This is a genomic window from Pseudomonas sp. Sample_16, assembly GCF_004307665.1.
In the GTDB taxonomy this organism is placed as follows: domain Bacteria; phylum Pseudomonadota; class Gammaproteobacteria; order Pseudomonadales; family Pseudomonadaceae; genus Aquipseudomonas.
Genome location: NZ_RCOB01000108.1, coordinates 38772 through 55230, shown reverse-complemented (window position 1 = coordinate 55230; position 16459 = coordinate 38772). Strand labels below are relative to the sequence as shown.

The 16459-nt window shown below is 61.0% G+C and carries 21 protein-coding genes; 16 read left to right on the top strand and 5 right to left on the bottom strand.

Annotated features, from left to right (window positions below; all coding sequences use genetic code 11):
- The first annotated feature begins 14 nt into the window (after positions 1-14).
- The 6 genes from D8U69_RS15610 (at position 15) to D8U69_RS15585 (ending at position 5011) form a co-directional block, all read left to right on the top strand.
- Complete coding sequence (locus D8U69_RS15610; RefSeq protein WP_130906039.1) at positions 15-914, top strand: energy transducer TonB; 900 nt, start codon at positions 15-17, stop codon at positions 912-914.
- A gap of 201 nt (positions 915-1115) precedes the next feature.
- A complete protein-coding gene (locus D8U69_RS15605; RefSeq protein ID WP_056853971.1) occupies positions 1116-1688 on the top strand; it encodes a YqgE/AlgH family protein in 573 nt (190 codons plus the stop codon).
- Positions 1688-2125, top strand: a complete 438-nt coding sequence (gene ruvX / locus D8U69_RS15600) for a Holliday junction resolvase RuvX (RefSeq protein WP_056853972.1) — start codon at positions 1688-1690, stop codon at positions 2123-2125. Before D8U69_RS15605 ends, ruvX begins: the two co-directional genes overlap by 1 nt.
- An 82-nt stretch (positions 2126-2207) precedes the next feature.
- Positions 2208-2711 carry a bifunctional pyr operon transcriptional regulator/uracil phosphoribosyltransferase PyrR gene (gene pyrR / locus D8U69_RS15595; RefSeq protein ID WP_056853973.1) on the top strand — a complete coding sequence of 168 codons (504 nt, stop codon included), beginning with the start codon at positions 2208-2210 and terminating at the stop codon, positions 2709-2711.
- 27 nt (positions 2712-2738) lie between these two features.
- A complete protein-coding gene (locus tag D8U69_RS15590; protein WP_020797380.1) occupies positions 2739-3743 on the top strand; it encodes an aspartate carbamoyltransferase catalytic subunit in 1005 nt (334 codons plus the stop codon).
- Complete coding sequence (locus tag D8U69_RS15585) at positions 3740-5011, top strand: dihydroorotase (protein ID WP_130907670.1); 1272 nt, start codon at positions 3740-3742, stop codon at positions 5009-5011. The genes D8U69_RS15590 and D8U69_RS15585 overlap by 4 nt, the downstream gene beginning before the upstream one ends.
- A 108-nt stretch (positions 5012-5119) precedes the next feature.
- On the opposite strand, the gene D8U69_RS15580 is transcribed toward D8U69_RS15585, so the two are convergent.
- A complete protein-coding gene (locus tag D8U69_RS15580) occupies positions 5120-5551 on the bottom strand; it encodes a TM2 domain-containing protein (RefSeq protein ID WP_056853975.1) in 432 nt (143 codons plus the stop codon).
- Positions 5552-5800: 249 nt separating this feature from the next.
- On the opposite strand from D8U69_RS15580, the gene D8U69_RS15575 reads away from it, so the two are divergent.
- Positions 5801-6418 (top strand): C40 family peptidase, encoded by a 618-nt coding sequence (locus D8U69_RS15575; protein WP_056853976.1) that lies wholly within the window; start codon positions 5801-5803, stop codon positions 6416-6418.
- A 262-nt stretch (positions 6419-6680) separates the two neighbouring features.
- Here D8U69_RS15575 and D8U69_RS15570 read toward each other — a convergent pair whose 3' ends face one another.
- Positions 6681-7715, bottom strand: coding sequence for a type IV pilus twitching motility protein PilT (locus tag D8U69_RS15570; RefSeq protein WP_056853977.1), 1035 nt, complete (start codon positions 7713-7715; stop codon positions 6681-6683).
- A gap of 56 nt (positions 7716-7771) precedes the next feature.
- On the opposite strand from D8U69_RS15570, the gene D8U69_RS15565 reads away from it, so the two are divergent.
- The 9 genes from D8U69_RS15565 (at position 7772) to D8U69_RS15525 (ending at position 14521) form a co-directional block, all read left to right on the top strand.
- Complete coding sequence (locus D8U69_RS15565) at positions 7772-8458, top strand: YggS family pyridoxal phosphate-dependent enzyme (protein ID WP_130907669.1); 687 nt, start codon at positions 7772-7774, stop codon at positions 8456-8458.
- Positions 8459-8491: 33 nt separating this feature from the next.
- Positions 8492-9310, top strand: a complete 819-nt coding sequence (gene proC, locus D8U69_RS15560) for a pyrroline-5-carboxylate reductase (protein WP_056853979.1) — start codon at positions 8492-8494, stop codon at positions 9308-9310.
- Between the two features lie 24 nt (positions 9311-9334).
- Complete coding sequence (locus D8U69_RS15555) at positions 9335-9922, top strand: YggT family protein (protein WP_130907668.1); 588 nt, start codon at positions 9335-9337, stop codon at positions 9920-9922.
- A 243-nt stretch (positions 9923-10165) separates the two neighbouring features.
- Positions 10166-11305, top strand: coding sequence for a homoserine O-acetyltransferase (locus D8U69_RS15550; RefSeq protein WP_056853981.1), 1140 nt, complete (start codon positions 10166-10168; stop codon positions 11303-11305).
- Between the two features lie 7 nt (positions 11306-11312).
- Positions 11313-11933, top strand: coding sequence for a methionine biosynthesis protein MetW (metW, locus tag D8U69_RS15545; RefSeq protein ID WP_056853982.1), 621 nt, complete (start codon positions 11313-11315; stop codon positions 11931-11933).
- A gap of 25 nt (positions 11934-11958) precedes the next feature.
- Positions 11959-12393 (top strand): DUF4426 domain-containing protein, encoded by a 435-nt coding sequence (locus D8U69_RS15540; RefSeq protein WP_056853983.1) that lies wholly within the window; start codon positions 11959-11961, stop codon positions 12391-12393.
- Positions 12390-12986 (top strand): RdgB/HAM1 family non-canonical purine NTP pyrophosphatase, encoded by a 597-nt coding sequence (gene rdgB, locus D8U69_RS15535; RefSeq protein WP_130907667.1) that lies wholly within the window; start codon positions 12390-12392, stop codon positions 12984-12986. Before D8U69_RS15540 ends, rdgB begins: the two co-directional genes overlap by 4 nt.
- Complete coding sequence (gene hemW, locus D8U69_RS15530; RefSeq protein WP_130907666.1) at positions 12983-14188, top strand: radical SAM family heme chaperone HemW; 1206 nt, start codon at positions 12983-12985, stop codon at positions 14186-14188. The genes rdgB and hemW overlap by 4 nt, the downstream gene beginning before the upstream one ends.
- Before the next feature lie 9 nt (positions 14189-14197).
- Positions 14198-14521 (top strand): DUF3392 domain-containing protein, encoded by a 324-nt coding sequence (locus tag D8U69_RS15525; protein ID WP_056853986.1) that lies wholly within the window; start codon positions 14198-14200, stop codon positions 14519-14521.
- Positions 14522-14659: 138 nt separating this feature from the next.
- Here D8U69_RS15525 and trmB read toward each other — a convergent pair whose 3' ends face one another.
- From trmB to thiS, 3 genes are read right to left on the bottom strand one after another with little or no spacing between them, the layout of a single operon-like run.
- Entirely contained in the window at positions 14660-15385 is a 726-nt protein-coding gene (gene trmB / locus D8U69_RS15520; protein ID WP_130906049.1) for a tRNA (guanosine(46)-N7)-methyltransferase TrmB, read from the bottom strand.
- Between the two features lie 9 nt (positions 15386-15394).
- Entirely contained in the window at positions 15395-16189 is a 795-nt protein-coding gene (locus tag D8U69_RS15515) for a thiazole synthase (protein WP_056853988.1), read from the bottom strand.
- A 60-nt stretch (positions 16190-16249) separates the two neighbouring features.
- Positions 16250-16450, bottom strand: a complete 201-nt coding sequence (gene thiS, locus D8U69_RS15510) for a sulfur carrier protein ThiS (RefSeq protein WP_007953386.1) — start codon at positions 16448-16450, stop codon at positions 16250-16252.
- Positions 16451-16459: the final 9 nt, after the last annotated feature.

Sequence of the window (16459 nt, the reverse complement as noted above, 5' to 3'; positions counted from 1 at the left end):
TTGGTTTCCTTGTCATGACCCTCCCGTCCGATCTGCCAGCTGAACTCGCCCACCGTGGCGTGCGCCCGGCCGATCGCCTCGGTTTTACCCTGTTCCTGGCGGCATTGATTCACCTGGCCTTGCTGCTCGGCGTCGGGTTCGCCGTGGTCGAACCCAAGCAGATCAGCAAAACCCTGGAAATCACCCTCGCTACCTTCAAAAGCGAAAAGAAACCTGAAAAGGCCGATTTTCTTGCTCAGGAGAATCAGCAGGGCAGCGGCACCCTGGATAAAAAAGCGGTCCCGAAGACCACTGAAATCGCACCGTTCCAGGACAACAAGGTGCAGAAAGTCACGCCACCGCCAGCGGCCAAGCCTGAACAGCAGGAAGCACCGCCCAAGGCTGCCGTGACCACGGTCGCGCCGAAGCCGAAGAAAGCCGCCAGCAAAACCGAAGAACCCAAGCCCGTCACCAAACCTGCGGTGGCCGCGCCAACATTCGACACCGAACAGCTGTCCAGCGATATCGCCAGCCTGGAAGCCGAACTGGCCAACGAGCAACAGCTTTACGCCAAACGCCCGCGCATCCACCGCCTGAGTGCCGCTTCGACCATGCGCGACAAGGGCGCCTGGTACAAAGATGAATGGCGCAAGAAGGTCGAGCGCATCGGCAACCTCAACTATCCCGACGAAGCCCGGCGCAAGCAGATTTATGGCAATTTGCGTCTGATGGTGTCGATCAACCGCGATGGTTCGCTGTATGAGGTACTGGTGCTCGAATCTTCCGGCCAGCCGCTGCTCGACCAGGCAGCCCAGCGCATTGTGCGGCTGGCGGCGCCGTTTGCACCGTTTACCGGGGATCTTTCGGACGTCGACCGACTGGAAATCATCCGCACCTGGAAGTTTGCGCGCGGCGATCGGCTCTCCAGCAATTGATGTACGCCCCCCCCTGTAGGAGCGAGTCTGCTCGCGATGAACCTGAGAGCACCACGGGGTGTCATGGGCCCAGCGTTATCGTTGACGAACATCGCGAGCAAGCTCACTCCCACAGAAATGTGAGTCGTCAGCGGGAATTTGCGGCATTTCCTACGCATCCTCAGCTTGTCAGTTCGCCCCTCCAACGCCACACTAGCGCTCATGAAAAACGTCAGCCCCAGTTACCTCAAGCATCAATTCCTGATCGCCATGCCGCACATGGCCGACCCGAACTTTGCGCACACCTTGACCTACATCGTCGAGCACACGGCCAATGGTGCCATGGGGCTGGTAGTCAACCGTCCGCAAGACCTGAACCTGGCCGATATTCTCGAGCAATTGCGTCCCGATATAGAACCGCCGGTCCTCTGCCAGCATGTGCCGATCTTCATTGGCGGCCCGGTGCAGACCGATCGCGGCTTTGTCCTGCATCCTTCGGGCAAAACCTTTCAGGCGACCGTTGATCTGGAAGGCGAGCTGTCCCTGTCGACCTCCCAGGATGTGCTGTTTGCCATTGCCGATGGCGTCGGCCCGGCAAAAAGCCTGATCGCCCTCGGTTATGCCGGCTGGGAAGCCGGGCAATTGGAGGCCGAACTGGCACAAAACGCCTGGCTGACCTGCCCGTTCGACGCCGACATCCTCTTCAACACCAGCAGCGAACTGCGTCTGGAGGCAGCGGCCAAGCATTTGGGCGTCAACCTCAGCCTGCTGACCAGCCAGGCGGGGCACGCCTGATGGCCCTGCGGCTGATTCTCGGTTTTGACTACGGCACCAAACAGATCGGCGTCGCGGTCGGCCAGGTGATTACCGGCCAGGCCCGCGAGCTGTGCACCTTGAAAGCACAAAACGGCATCCCCGACTGGGACCAGGTTGAAGCGCTCATCAAAGAGTGGAAGCCGGACGCCGTGGTGGTCGGCCTGCCGCTGAACATGGACGGCACGCCGAGCGAGATGTGCCTGCGAGCCGAGAAGTTCGCCCGCCGCCTCAACGGCCGCTTCAACCTGCCCTTCTATACCCACGATGAGCGCCTGACTACCTTCGAAGCCAAAGGTGAACGACGTGATCGCGGCGGACAAAAGGGCAGTTACCGCGACAACCCGGTCGACGCCATCGCCGCGGCCTTGCTGCTGCAAGGCTGGCTCGACGAAAACACTGCACTGTTCGAATCCTGACGAGTCGCTAACCCGCCTCTCTTAGCTACAACCCGAGCCTGCCGTACAAGCAGCACCGGCTCGGGTCCAAGAAGGAGCAACCATGAGCCTGCCCAATCCTGCCGAACTGATCAGCCAGATGGCCACGCGCCTGAAGGCCCACCTGGAACACCGTGGTATCAGCGAACCGCGTTACATCGGCATTCGTACCGGCGGTGTCTGGGTCGCCCAGGCCCTGCTCAAGGAGCTGGGCAGCGAGGAGCCACTCGGCACCCTGGACGTTTCCTTCTACCGCGACGATTTCAGCCAGAACGGCCTGCACCCGCAAGTACGCCCCTCAGCCCTGCCGTTCGAAATCGAAGGCCAGCACCTGGTGTTGATCGATGATGTTCTGATGAGCGGGCGCACCATCCGCGCCGCGATGAACGAACTGTTCGACTACGGTCGCCCGGCCAGCGTGACGCTGGTGTGCCTGCTGGACCTGGACGCCGGCGAGTTGCCGATTCGCCCGAACGTGGTCGGCGCGACGCTGTCGCTGGCCGCCCACGAGCGCGTCAAGCTGTCCGGCCCGGAGCTTGCGCTCGAACTGCAAGACCTTGCCCTTTAATTCGCCCTATTGAGAGTCCCCCTCGCGATGACGCCTCTAGACACCAAGCGCCCGCTGCAGCTCAATGATCAGGGCCAGCTGCGCCACTTCCTCTCGCTCGACGGCTTGCGCCGCGAGCTGCTGACGGAAATCCTCGACACTGCCGATTCCTTCCTCGAAGTCGGTGCCCGGGCTGTAAAGAAAGTCCCGCTACTGCGCGGCAAGACCGTGTGCAACGTGTTCTTCGAGAATTCGACCCGCACCCGCACCACCTTCGAACTGGCGGCCCAGCGGTTGTCGGCTGACGTGATCACCCTCAACGTATCGACATCGTCGGCGAGCAAGGGCGAAACCCTGCTCGACACCCTGCGAAACCTCGAAGCCATGGCTGCCGACATGTTCGTCGTGCGTCACGGTGACTCCGGCGCCGCGCACTTCATCGCCGAACATGTCTGCCCGCAAGTGGCGATCATCAACGGCGGCGACGGCCGTCACGCGCACCCGACCCAGGGTATGCTCGACATGCTGACCATCCGCCGGCACAAGGGCGGCTTCGAAAACCTTTCGGTGGCCATCGTCGGCGACATCCTGCACTCGCGGGTCGCGCGCTCGAACATGCTCGCGCTGAAAACCCTCGGCTGCCCGGACATCCGCGTGATTGCACCGAAAACCCTGCTGCCGATCGGTATCGAGCAATACGGCGTGAAGGTTTACACCGACATGACCGAAGGTCTGAAGGATGTTGACGTGGTGATCATGCTGCGCCTGCAGCGCGAGCGCATGACCGGGGGCCTGCTGCCGAGCGAAGGCGAGTTCTACCGCCTGTTCGGCCTGACCACAGCGCGCCTGGCCGGCGCCAAACCCGATGCCATCGTCATGCACCCGGGGCCGATCAACCGTGGCGTGGAAATCGAGTCAGCGGTGGCCGATGGCCCGCACTCGGTGATCCTCAACCAGGTGACCTACGGCATCGCGATTCGTATGGCTGTGCTGTCCATGGCCATGAGCGGACAAACAGCGCAGCGCCAATTCGAGCAGGAGAACGTTCAGTGAAGCTCAGCATTCTCGGCGCACGCGTCATCGATCCCGCCAGCGGCCTGGATCAAGTTACCGATATTCACATTGAAGCCTGCAAGATCGTTGCCCTTGGCGCCGCACCGGCCGGTTTTGTCGCGGTCGACACCATCGATGCCAAAGGCCTGGTGGCCGCCCCGGGCCTGGTTGACCTGAACGTCGCCCTGCGCGAGCCGGGTTACAGCCGCAAGGGCTCGATTGTCAGCGAAACCCGTGCCGCAGCGGCCGGGGGTGTCACCAGCCTGTGCTGCCCACCGAAAACCAAACCGGTGCTGGACACCTCGGCCGTGGCCGAACTGATCCTCGACCGCGCCCGCGAAGCCGGCAACACCAAAGTCTTCCCGATCGGCGCCCTGAGCAAAGGCCTGGACGGCGAACAGCTGGCCGAACTGGTCGCCTTGCGCGATGCCGGTTGCGTGGCCTTCGGCAACGGTCTGGAGAGTTTCCGCAACACCCGCACCCTGTGCCGGGCGCTGGAATATGCAGCAACCTTCGACCTGACAGTGATTTTCAACTCCCAGGATCACGACCTGGCCGAAGGCGGCCTGGCCCATGAAGGCCCGACGGCCAGTTTCCTCGGCCTGCCGGGCATTCCGGAAACCGCTGAGACCGTGGCCCTGGCCCGCGACCTGTTGCTGGTCGAACAAAGCGGCGTGCGCGCGCACTTCAGCCAGTTGACCAGCGCTCGCGGCGTGGCCCTGATCGCCCAGGCCCAGGCCCGGGGTTTGAAGGTCACCGCCGATGTCGCGCTGTATCAACTGATCCTGACCGATGAAGCGCTGATCGATTTCAGCAGCCTGTATCACGTCCAGCCTCCGCTACGCACCCGCGCCGACCGCGATGGTCTGCGTGAGGCAGTGAAATCCGGAGTGATCTCAGCCATTTCCAGCCATCACCAACCCCACGAACGGGACGCCAAACTGGCGCCGTTCGGCGCGACCGAGCCGGGCATCAGCAGTGTTGAACTGCTATTGCCATTGGCAATGACGCTGGTGGAAGACGGTTTGCTGGACCTGTCGACGTTGTTGGCGCGATTGAGCACCGGACCTGCCGAGGCGCTGCGCCTGCCGGCGGGCAAACTGGCGGTAGGTGGCCCGGCGGACATCGTGCTGTTCGACCCGGCGGCCTCGACCGTGGCCGGTGAGACATGGCTGTCCAAAGGCGAAAACTGCCCGTTCATTGGGCACAGCCTGCCGGGTGTTGTGCGTTACACCCTGGTGGACGGGCGAATCAGTCACCAGGCTTGAGACCTGTGGCGAGGGAGCTTGTCGGAACGCCGCACCGTCCCGCTGGGCTGCGCAGCAGACCTTTGGGGTCGCTTCGCGACCCAGCGGGAGCAAGCTCCCTCGCCACAACTACTGGAAGGCACCTCTGTTCTGCGCATTGCGAACAGACACCTGATCATTCAGCGTCCAGAAGTCATACAACACTCCCAGGAAAAACAACCCGCCGGTCAGCAGGTACAGCAATCCGCTGATCCACTTCCCCTGATACATCCGGTGCACACCGAACACCCCCAGAAACGTCAACAGAATCCACGCGACGTTGTATTCGATTGGCCCAGCGGTAAAACGCAGGTCTGCCTCACGATCCATGGCCGGGATCAGGAACAGGTCGATCAACCAGCCAATGCCCAGCAAACCCAAGGTGAAGAACCAGATCGTCCCGGTCACCGGCTTGCCGTAATAAAACCGGTGGGCGCCGGTGAAACCGAAAATCCACAGCAGATAACCAATCACTTTGCTGTGGGTGTCTTGATGCGGAACAGGCGGTTGATAGGTGTTCATGGATGACCTCGATTCACACGATAGATAAATATTCTTGAATTCTTTGTGACTTTTTTACGGGCACCCGACATACGGCAAATGGTACCTTCGCTCCCGTCAAAGCCTTATAACACCGGACTTCTGTCGGACAATTGCGTCCAATTGCCGCTTTTTTAGTTCCGTTGGACGCGAATTGAATCGACCAACGGCCTCGGAAGGGCAAAAAAAGCTGTTATAAAGTTGCGCGTTCACCTATTCGAGCCTTGCCTAATGCGTTCATTTTTCAAGACATGGCTAACCATTTGCCTTTTGATGCCACTGGCCGCCCACGCCACCAATCGTGAGCAACGTCTTCCAAACGTTAATGGTTACACCCCAAAATCCCACGCTTCTGCTCCTTCGAGCAAAAGCAAGAAAGCGCTCAGAACGGCTCCAGAGCTGACCAGCAAAAGCAGCCTGGTGCCACCGATGGCAACCAAGGAAAGCAGCAACGTGCTCAGCCGTGCGGTCAACGTCCTCGGTACGCCGTACCGTTGGGGCGGCAGCAGCCCGAGCAAAGGCTTCGACTGCAGCGGCCTGGTGAAGTACGCGTTCAACGACGCCACGTTTGACCTGCCACGTACTTCCAACGCCATGGCGAGCGGTCATGGCGAGAAAGTCGATCGCAAGGACCTCAAGCCGGGCGATCTGATTTTCTTCAACATCAAGAGCCGTCGAGTCAATCACGTTGCCATCTACCTGGGCAACGACCGCTTCATCCACGCGCCGCGCCGTGGCAAGTCGGTGACCATCGACACCTTGAAGAAACCGTACTGGGAAAGCCACTACGTGGTTGCCAAGCGGGTTCTTCCGAAAGAACAGAATCAGTTGCGGGTTGTTCAACGCTGATTGGACGGCGAGCACTTGTGGCGAGGGAGCTTGCTCCCGCTGGAGAGCGCAGCGCTCCCGCTTTTTGGGGCTGCTTCGCAACCCAGCGGGAGCAAGCTCCCTCGCCACGGTTGCATTAGGATCGTTCCCACGCTCTGCGTGGGAATGCAGCCCGGGACGCTCTGCGTCCCAAGAGCCGAACGCGGAGCGTCCGTTGAGGCGTTCCCACGCAGAGCGTGGGAACGATCATCCAAGCTCCCTCGCCACGGTTGCATTTCAATTCTCAAAAACCATCCGGCGACCGCGCCTTCTCCCGTGCATGCTCACGACTGACCAACCCCTTGGTCACCAAATCCTTCAAGCCCATATCCAGCGTCTGCATCCCCAGCGATCCGCCCGACTGAATCGATGAGTACATCTGCGCCACCTTGTCTTCGCGGATCAGGTTACGGATCGCCGACGTCCCCAGCATGATCTCATGGGCCGCCATGCGCCCACCGCCGATTTTCTTCACCAGTGTCTGCGACACCACCGCCAGCAATGATTCGGAGAGCATCGAGCGCACCATGGATTTTTCGTCGCCCGGAAACACATCGACAATCCGGTCGATGGTTTTTGCCGCCGACGTGGTATGCAGCGTGCCGAACACCAGGTGACCCGTTTCCGCAGCGGTCAGCGCCAGGCGAATGGTTTCCAGGTCGCGCATCTCGCCCACTAGGATCACGTCCGGGTCCTCGCGCAGGGCCGAACGCAGCGCCGTGGCGAAACTGCGGGTATCGCGGTGGACTTCGCGCTGATTGATCAGGCATTTACGCGATTCGTGGACAAACTCGATCGGGTCTTCGATGGTAAGGATGTGGTGGTGGCGATGGTTGTTCAGGTAATCGATCATCGCCGCCAGCGTGGTGGACTTGCCGGAGCCGGTCGGGCCGGTCACCAGCACCAGGCCGCGAGGTGCGTCGGTCATTTTGCGAAACACGTCGCCCATGCCCAGCTCGTCCATGCTCAGGACCCGGGACGGAATCGTGCGAAACACAGCGCCCGCACCGCGACTGTGGTTGAACGCGTTGACCCGAAAGCGGGCGACGCCGGGCACTTCAAAGGAAAAGTCGGTTTCCAGGTGCTTTTCGAAATCCACCCGCTGGGTATCGTTCATGATGTCGTAGATCAACGCCTGCACTTGCTTGTGGTCCAGTGCCGGCAGATTGATCCGTCGTACATCGCCATCGACCCGAATCATCGGCGGCAGGCCCGCAGACAGGTGCAGGTCGGATGCGCCCTGTTTGGCGCTGAAGGCGAGCAGTTCAGTGATATCCATAGCGTCTCTCAATTCCAGTAGAATGCCGCGAACCTTCAGACCGCTGGCGCCTCTTGATGTCCACGATAGCAGACAACATTCTTCAGGTTAGTTCGCGCATACATGCCGCAACACTCGCCGCCAATCGCGGCGAAAACAGCGTCCAGCTGCTGGCCGTGAGCAAAACCAAACCCGCACAAGCCCTGCGCGAAGCCTATGCCGCCGGCCTGCGCGACTTTGGCGAGAACTATCTGCAGGAGGCCTTGGGCAAGCAGCTCGAACTGGCCGATCTGCCCTTGATCTGGCACTTCATCGGCCCCATTCAATCGAACAAGACTCGTGCCATTGCCGAGCATTTCGATTGGGTACACTCCGTGGATCGCTTGAAAATCGCACAACGCTTGTCCGAACAACGCCCTGCCGATTTGCCGCCACTGAACATCTGCATCCAGGTCAACGTCAGTGGCGAGGCCAGTAAATCCGGCTGCACCCCCGACGATCTGCCGGCCCTGGCTAATGCCATCAGTGCCCTGCCGCGCCTGAAGTTGCGCGGGCTGATGGCTATCCCTGAGCCGACCGACGATCGCGCCGCCCAGGATGCCGCCTTCGCGGCCGTGCAAAGCCTGCAAGCCAGCCTCGACCTGCCGCTCGACACACTTTCCATGGGCATGAGCCACGATCTTGAATCGGCCATTGCCCAGGGCGCCACCTGGGTCCGTATCGGTACGGCACTGTTCGGCGCTCGCGACTACAGTCAGCCGTAACATGGCTGAGACACTTCTGAATAAGGACCTGACATGAGCAAGACGCGTATTGCCTTTATCGGTGCCGGCAACATGGCCGCCAGCCTGATCGGTGGCCTGCGGGCCAAAGGTCTGGATGCGGCGCAGATCCGCGCCAGCGATCCGGGTGAAGAAACCCGCGCCCGCGTGAGCGCCGAGCATGGCATCGAAGTATTCGCCGACAACGCCCAGGCCATCGATGGCGCCGATGTGGTCGTACTGGCGGTCAAACCCCAGGCGATGAAAGCCGTTTGCGAGGCCATCCGCCCGAGCCTCAAGTCCAACCAGCTGGTGGTGTCGATTGCCGCCGGCATCACTTGCGCCAGCATGAACAACTGGCTCGGTGCCCAGCCCATCGTGCGTTGCATGCCCAACACGCCGGCCCTGTTGCGCCAGGGTGTCAGCGGCTTGTTCGCCACCGCCGAAGTGACAGCCGAGCAGCGTCAGCAAGCCCAGGAGCTGTTGTCCGCAGTCGGCATTGCCCTGTGGCTGGACCAAGAGCAGCAACTGGATGCGGTCACCGCCGTTTCTGGCTCCGGCCCGGCGTACTTTTTCCTGTTGATCGAGGCCATGACCGCCGCAGGCGTGAAACTCGGCCTGCCAGCGGACATCGCCGCGCAATTGACCTTGCAAACCGCCCTGGGCGCTGCACACATGGCGGTATCCAGTGACGTCGACGCCGCGGAATTACGTCGCCGCGTGACCTCGCCTGCGGGCACCACGGAAGCCGCTATCAAGTCGTTCCAGGCCAACGGTTTCGAAGCCCTGGTCGAAAAAGCACTGGGCGCCGCCGCGCACCGCTCCGCCGAGATGGCTGAGCAACTTGGCCGCTAATCAGCTCTCAATAAGGAATCAATAATGCTCGGACTCAATGACGCTGCCATTTTTGTGATTCAAACCCTGGGCAGCCTGTATCTGCTGATCGTGCTGCTGCGCTTCGTCCTGCAACTGGTGCGGGCGAACTTCTACAACCCGCTCTGCCAGTTCGCCGTGAAAGCCACTCAACCGCTGCTCAAGCCACTGCGCCGGGTGATCCCGAGCATGTTCGGTCTGGACATGTCGTCGCTGGTCCTGGCCCTGCTGGTGCAAATGGCGCTGTTCGCGGTCATCCTGCTGCTCAGTGGCTACTCGGTCGACGCCCTGCTCCTGGCGCCTTGGGCGCTGATCGGTATCTTCGCGCTGTTCTTGAAGATCCTGTTCTGGGCGATGATCATCAGTGTGATCCTGTCCTGGGTCGCTCCGGGCAGTCATAACCCGGGGGCGGAACTGGTGCAGCAGATCACCGAGCCGGTACTTGCGCCGTTCCGCCGGATCATCCCGAACCTGGGCGGCCTCGATATTTCGCCGATCTTCGCCTTCATCGCGCTGCAGTTGCTGCAAAGCTGGCTGATCCCGCGCCTGGCTTACTACGCGCTGATGCCGAAGGAATTGTTTGGCCTGATCTGACTCGTTCGCAGCTGGGCCGCGTCATCGTTCATCGCGGGCAAGCCTCGCTCCTACAGGACGTATATGACTTCTGTAGGAGCGAGGCTTGCCCGCGAAGGCAGCGCCCCGATGTAACAGGAAAAACAGGCCCGGCCTTCATGATCGTTCCCACGCTCTGCGTGGGAACGATCATCGCGGGTAGTTGCTTGCTGCTAGGGGCAGCGGTCTTTAGACTTACGCCTCATTTCAACGAGAGCAGGGTCGATGCCAGCTGCCTTTCCCCCCGATTCTGTTGGTCTGGTGACGCCGCAAATGGCGCACTTCAGCGAACCCCTGGCGTTGGCCTGCGGCCGTTCGCTTCCAGCCTATGACCTGATTTACGAAACCTACGGCACGCTGAATGCTTCAGCGAGCAACGCCGTGCTGATCTGCCACGCCTTGTCCGGTCACCACCACGCTGCCGGCTATCACAGCGTCGACGACCGCAAACCCGGTTGGTGGGACAGCTGCATCGGCCCCGGCAAGCCGATCGACACCAGCAAGTTCTTCGTGGTCAGCCTGAACAACCTCGGCGGTTGCAACGGTTCTACCGGCCCGAGCAGCGTCAACCCGGAAACCGGCAAGCCGTTCGGCGCCGACTTCCCGGTGCTCACCGTGGAAGACTGGGTGCACAGCCAGGCGCGCCTGGCGGATCTGCTGGGCATCGGCCAATGGGCCGCTGTCATCGGTGGCAGCCTGGGTGGCATGCAAGCGTTGCAGTGGACCATCACTTATCCGGATCGCGTGCGCCACTGCCTGGCCATCGCCTCGGCCCCCAAACTGTCGGCGCAGAACATCGCCTTCAACGAAGTGGCGCGCCAGGCGATTCTCACAGACCCGGAGTTCCATGGCGGCTCCTTCCAGGAACACGGCGTGATTCCCAAGCGCGGCCTGATGCTGGCGCGAATGGTCGGGCACATTACCTATCTGTCCGATGATTCCATGGGCGAGAAATTCGGCCGCGGCCTGAAAAGCGAAAAGCTCAACTACGACTTCCACAGTGTCGAGTTCCAGGTTGAAAGCTATCTGCGTTATCAGGGCGAAGAGTTCTCCGGGCGCTTCGATGCCAACACCTATCTGTTGATGACCAAGGCCCTGGATTACTTTGATCCGGCAGCCAACTTCGACGATAACCTGGCAAAAACCTTCGAAAACGCCACGGCAAAATTCTGCGTGATGTCGTTCACCACCGACTGGCGCTTCTCGCCTGCCCGCTCGCGGGAACTGGTGGACGCACTGATGGCTGCACGCAAGGACGTCTGTTATCTGGAAATCGATGCGCCGCAAGGTCATGACGCCTTCCTGATCCCGATCCCGCGTTACTTGCAGGCGTTCGGCAACTACATGAACCGCATTACGTTGTGAGATAGCCATGAGAGCTGATCTGGAAATCATCCAGGAATGGATCCCCGCCGGTAGCCGCGTGCTCGACCTTGGTTGCGGCGACGGTGAACTGCTGACCTGGCTGCGCGACAACAAGCAAGTCACCGGCTACGGCCTGGAAAACGATGCGGACAACATCGCCGCATGCGTGGCCAAAGGCATCAACGTCATCGAGCAGGACCTGGACAAGGGCCTGGGCAACTTCGCCAGCAACAGCTTCGACGTCGTGGTCATGACCCAGGCGCTGCAAGCGGTGCACTATCCGGACAGGATCCTCGACGAAATGCTGCGGGTCGGTCGCCAGTGCATCATCACGTTCCCGAATTTCGGCCATTGGCGCTGCCGCTGGTACCTGGCGAGCAAGGGCCGTATGCCGGTTTCCGAGTTCCTGCCTTATACCTGGTACAACACGCCGAACATCCACTTCTGCACCTTCGCCGACTTTGAAGCCTTGTGTCGCGAACGTGAAGCCAAGGTCATTGATCGGCTTGCCGTGGATCAACAGCATCGGCACGGGTGGGCCAGTAAGCTATGGCCTAATCTGTTAGGTGAGATCGGTATTTACCGCGTCAGCAGCCCGGGGCTTGCAGACCACAAGGTCGCGGTCTGATCCACCACATTCGAGGAGAACGATCATGGGTCGTTTAGCGCTGTTTTTACTTACTGCCTGCCTGAGCGTCACCGCCATGGCTGCTGACACCATCAAGGGTGACCGCCAGGAAAAGTTTGGCGACGTGACGGTGCACTACAACACCTTCAACTCCACGTATTTGACGCCCGACATCGCCAAAGCCGCAGAGCTTACCCGCAGCAAGAACCAGGGCGTCATCAATATTTCCGTGCTCAAGGACGGCAAGCCACAAATGGCTCAGGTCAGCGGCACGGTCAAGGACCTCACCAGCCAGAGCGTGAACCTGAACTTCCGCCAGATCACTGAACAGGGCGCGATCTACTACATCGCCCAATTCCCGGTGGAGCAACAGGAAAACCGCACCTTCGACATCAAGGTGCAGACCGGTGACAAAATCCACACCATCAATTTCAACCAAGAGCTATTCCCCGGCCAATGATCAACTTCACGCAACTCGTATTGGCCAGCCATAACGCCGGCAAACTCAAGGAACTCCAGGCCATGCTCGGCGACTCGGTGCAACTGCGCTCGATCGGCGAGTTCAGCAGCATCGAGCCTGAAGAAACCGGCCTGTCGTTCGTCGAGAACGCCATCCTCAAGGCCCGCAATGCCGCGCGCATTTCCGGCCTGCCGGCGCTGGCCGACGATTCCGGGCTGGCGGTGGACTTCCTCGGCGGTGCACCGGGCATCTACTCGGCGCGGTATGCCGACGGCAAAGGCGATGCGGCGAACAACGCCAAGCTGCTCGACGCCTTGAAGGACGTGCCTGAAGCCGAACGCGGTGCACAGTTTGTCTGCGTGCTGGCGCTGGTGCGTCACGCCGACGATCCGCTGCCGATCCTCTGTGAAGGCCTGTGGCACGGGCGCATCCTGAACCAGGCCAGCGGCGAACACGGTTTTGGCTATGACCCGCTGTTCTGGGTGCCGGAACGCGATTGCTCCAGCGCCGAGTTGAGCCCCGCCGACAAGAACCGGATCAGCCACCGCGCCCGTGCAATGGATCTGCTGCGCCAGCGCCTGGGCTTGAAATGACCGGTGAATCCACAGCATCGCCACTGATCTTCGGCGGCGATGCGCAAACGCCTCGGGCGGCACTGTCAGTGCTGCCGCCCCTGGCGCTGTACATCCACATTCCGTGGTGTGTACGCAAATGCCCTTATTGTGACTTCAACTCCCACACTGCCAGTCCTGTGCTGCCGGAGGAAGAGTACGTCGACGCGCTACTTGCCGATCTCGATCAGGACCTGCATGCCGTTCACGGGCGTGAGCTGAGCTCGATCTTCTTCGGTGGCGGCACGCCGAGCCTGTTCAGTGCCCAAGCCCTGGGGCGTTTGCTCAAAGGCGTGGAACAGCGCATCGCGTTTGCCGACGATATCGAAATCACCCTGGAAGCCAACCCCGGCACGTTCGAACAGGACAAGTTCGTGGCCTACCGGAAACTGGGGATCAATCGCCTGTCGATCGGCATCCAGAGCTTCCAGCAGGAAAAACTCCAGGCACTGGGCCGCATTCACAATGGTGACGAAGCGGTACGCGCCGCTGGCATGGCACGTCAGGCCGGGTTCGATAACTTCAACCTGGACTTGATGCACGGCTTGCCGGATCAGTCCCTGGAAGACGCCCTGGCGGACCTGCGCACGGCCATTGCCCTGAAACCCACGCACCTGTCGTGGTACCAACTGACCCTGGAACCCAACACCGTATTCTGGAACCAGCCGCCGACGCTGCCGGAAGACGATACGTTGTGGGACATCCAGGAGGCAGGCCAGGCGCTACTCGCCGAGCACGGTTACGCGCAATACGAAGTCTCGGCCTATGCCCTGCCCGGTCGACCGGCGCGGCATAACCTCAATTACTGGAGTTTCGGCGATTTCATCGGCATCGGTGCCGGTGCCCATGGCAAGCTCAGCCATCCGGACGGCCGCATCATCCGCACATGGAAGACTCGCTTGCCGAAGGACTATTTGAATCCGGCGAAAAGCTTCCAGGCCGGCGAGAAAGCGCTGGGCAACGATGAAATGCCGTTCGAATTCCTGATGAACGCGCTGCGCCTGACGGAAGGCGTCGAATCGCGGCTCTATCCAGAACGTACCGGCATGCCCCTGGAAAGCCTTGCCGAAGGCCGCCGGGAAGCCGAACAAAGCGGCCTGTTGCAGGTCGAACCGTCACGTCTGGTAGCCACCGAGCGCGGACAACTCTTCCTCAACGACTTGCTGCAGAAATTTCTGACATAAGGAAATCGAATGGATTTGGTACTCGACCTGCTTGCCACCGTGTCTCGCTGGAGCCGCAGCAACCTCTCGGAAATCGCCCTGGCCCTGGTGGGTTGCCTGCTGGTGCTGTTCGGTGCGGATTTCAAAGGCTGGGTCGAGCAACGCCTGGGCAGCATCGCCGGCGCCCTGCGCGTGCCGCTGATGGCCCTGTTGTGCATGGTGGGTAGCGGCGCAGCGTTGATCTACGCCACGCCATGGATCGTTCGGGGCTTGAGCCAGTTCAACAACTACAGCCTGGCGCCGGTGTTGTTGGTGGTGCTGGTACTCATCGGCGTAGTCGCGGACCGCCGCTGATTCCCTGGCCATTGATCGTTCCCACGCTCTGCGTGGGAACGCAGCCCGGGACGCTCTGCGCCCCTTTTAAAGCCGAATGCGGAGCGTCCGTTGAGGCATTCCCACGCGGAGCGTGGGAACGATCAGCTATGGCGCGATTTAGGACTGCTTTTCGAACTTCAGATCCCACACGCCATGCCCAAGACGTTCGCCACGGCGTTCGAACTTGGTGATCGGGCGTTCGGCCGGACGGGGTACGCACTTGCCGTCTTCGGCGAGATTGCGATAACCCGGCGCGACGCTCATCACTTCCAGCATGTACTCGGCATACGGTTCCCAGTCGGTGGCCATGTGCAGAATGCCGCCCACCTTCAGCTTGCTGCGTACCAGCTCAGCGAACGAAGCCTGAACGATGCGACGCTTGTGGTGACGGCTCTTGTGCCACGGGTCCGGGAAAAACAGCATCAGACGATCAAGGCTGTTGTCAGCGATGCAGCGGTTGAGCACTTCGATGGCGTCGCAATCGTAGACCCGCAGGTTGGTCAAACCCTGGGTCAACACGCCATTGAGCAGCGCGCCGACACCCGGACGGTGAACCTCGACGCCAATGAAATCCTGTTCCGGCGAGGCTGCTGCCATCTCCAGCAATGAATGGCCCATGCCAAAACCGATTTCCAGCGAGCGTGGTGCCGAGCGTCCGAACACCTGGTCGAAGTCCACCGGTGCGTCGGCCAGCGGCAACACGAATTTCGCTGCGCCCTGGTCCAGGCCGCGCTGCTGGCCTTCGGTCATGCGCCCGGCGCGCATCACGAAACTCTTGATGCGGCGGTGTTGGCGCTCGTCGCCTTCTTCCGTCTGGATAGGCGTGTCGTTCGATTCAGTCATCAATGGCTCTTACTTGATCAGACCATCCAGCGGCGAAGAGGCGCTGGCATAGAGTTTTTTCGGCATGCGGCCGGCGAGGTAGGCCAGGCGGCCCGCGACGATCGCGTGTTTCATGGCTTCGGCCATCATGACCGGCTGCCCCGCGTGGGCGATCGCCGAATTCATCAGCACCGCGTCACAGCCCAGTTCCATGGCGATGGCGGCGTCGGAAGCGGTACCGACACCGGCATCCACCAACACCGGAATTTTCGCTTCCTCGAGGATGATCTGCAGGTTGTACGGGTTGCAGATCCCCAGCCCCGAACCGATCAGACCAGCCAGCGGCATGACGGCGATGCAGCCGATTTCCGCCAATTGACGGGCGATAATCGGGTCATCACTGGTGTAGACCATCACGTCGAAACCTTCCTTGACCAGTGTTTCTGCGGCCTTGAGGGTTTCGATCACGTTGGGAAACAGGGTTTTCTGGTCGGCCAGCACTTCCAGCTTTACCAGGTTGTGACCATCGAGCAGCTCACGGGCCAGGCGGCAAGTGCGCACGGCCTCGATCGCGTCGTAGCAACCGGCGGTGTTCGGCAGGAAGGTGTAGCGATCCGGCGACAGCACTTCAAGCAGGTTCGGTTCGCCCTCGATCTGCCCGAGGTTAGTGCGACGCACGGCGAAGGTGACGATCTCGGCACCCGAGGCTTCGATGGCCTGGCGGGTTTCTTCCATGTCACGGTACTTGCCGGTACCGACCAGCAAACGCGACTGGTAAGTACGACCGGCCAGGACGAAAGGCTTGTCGCTACGAACGATGCTCATGGGAAATCCTCTGTAGGAGTGAGGTACTTGCTGAATGCTGCGGCCTTTCGGCCGAGGCGACTAGCCGCCGCCGATGGCGTGCACGACTTCGACGTTGTCGCCGTCGTTCAGGGTGGTATCTGCATGCTGACTGCGCGGGACGATATCCAGATTGAGTTCGACTGCCACCCGGCGTCCGGTCAAGTCCAGACGGGTCAGCAGGGCCGCAACGGTTTCACCGTCGGGCAGTTCAAAGGATTCGCCGTTCAACTGAATGCGCATGCCGGATGC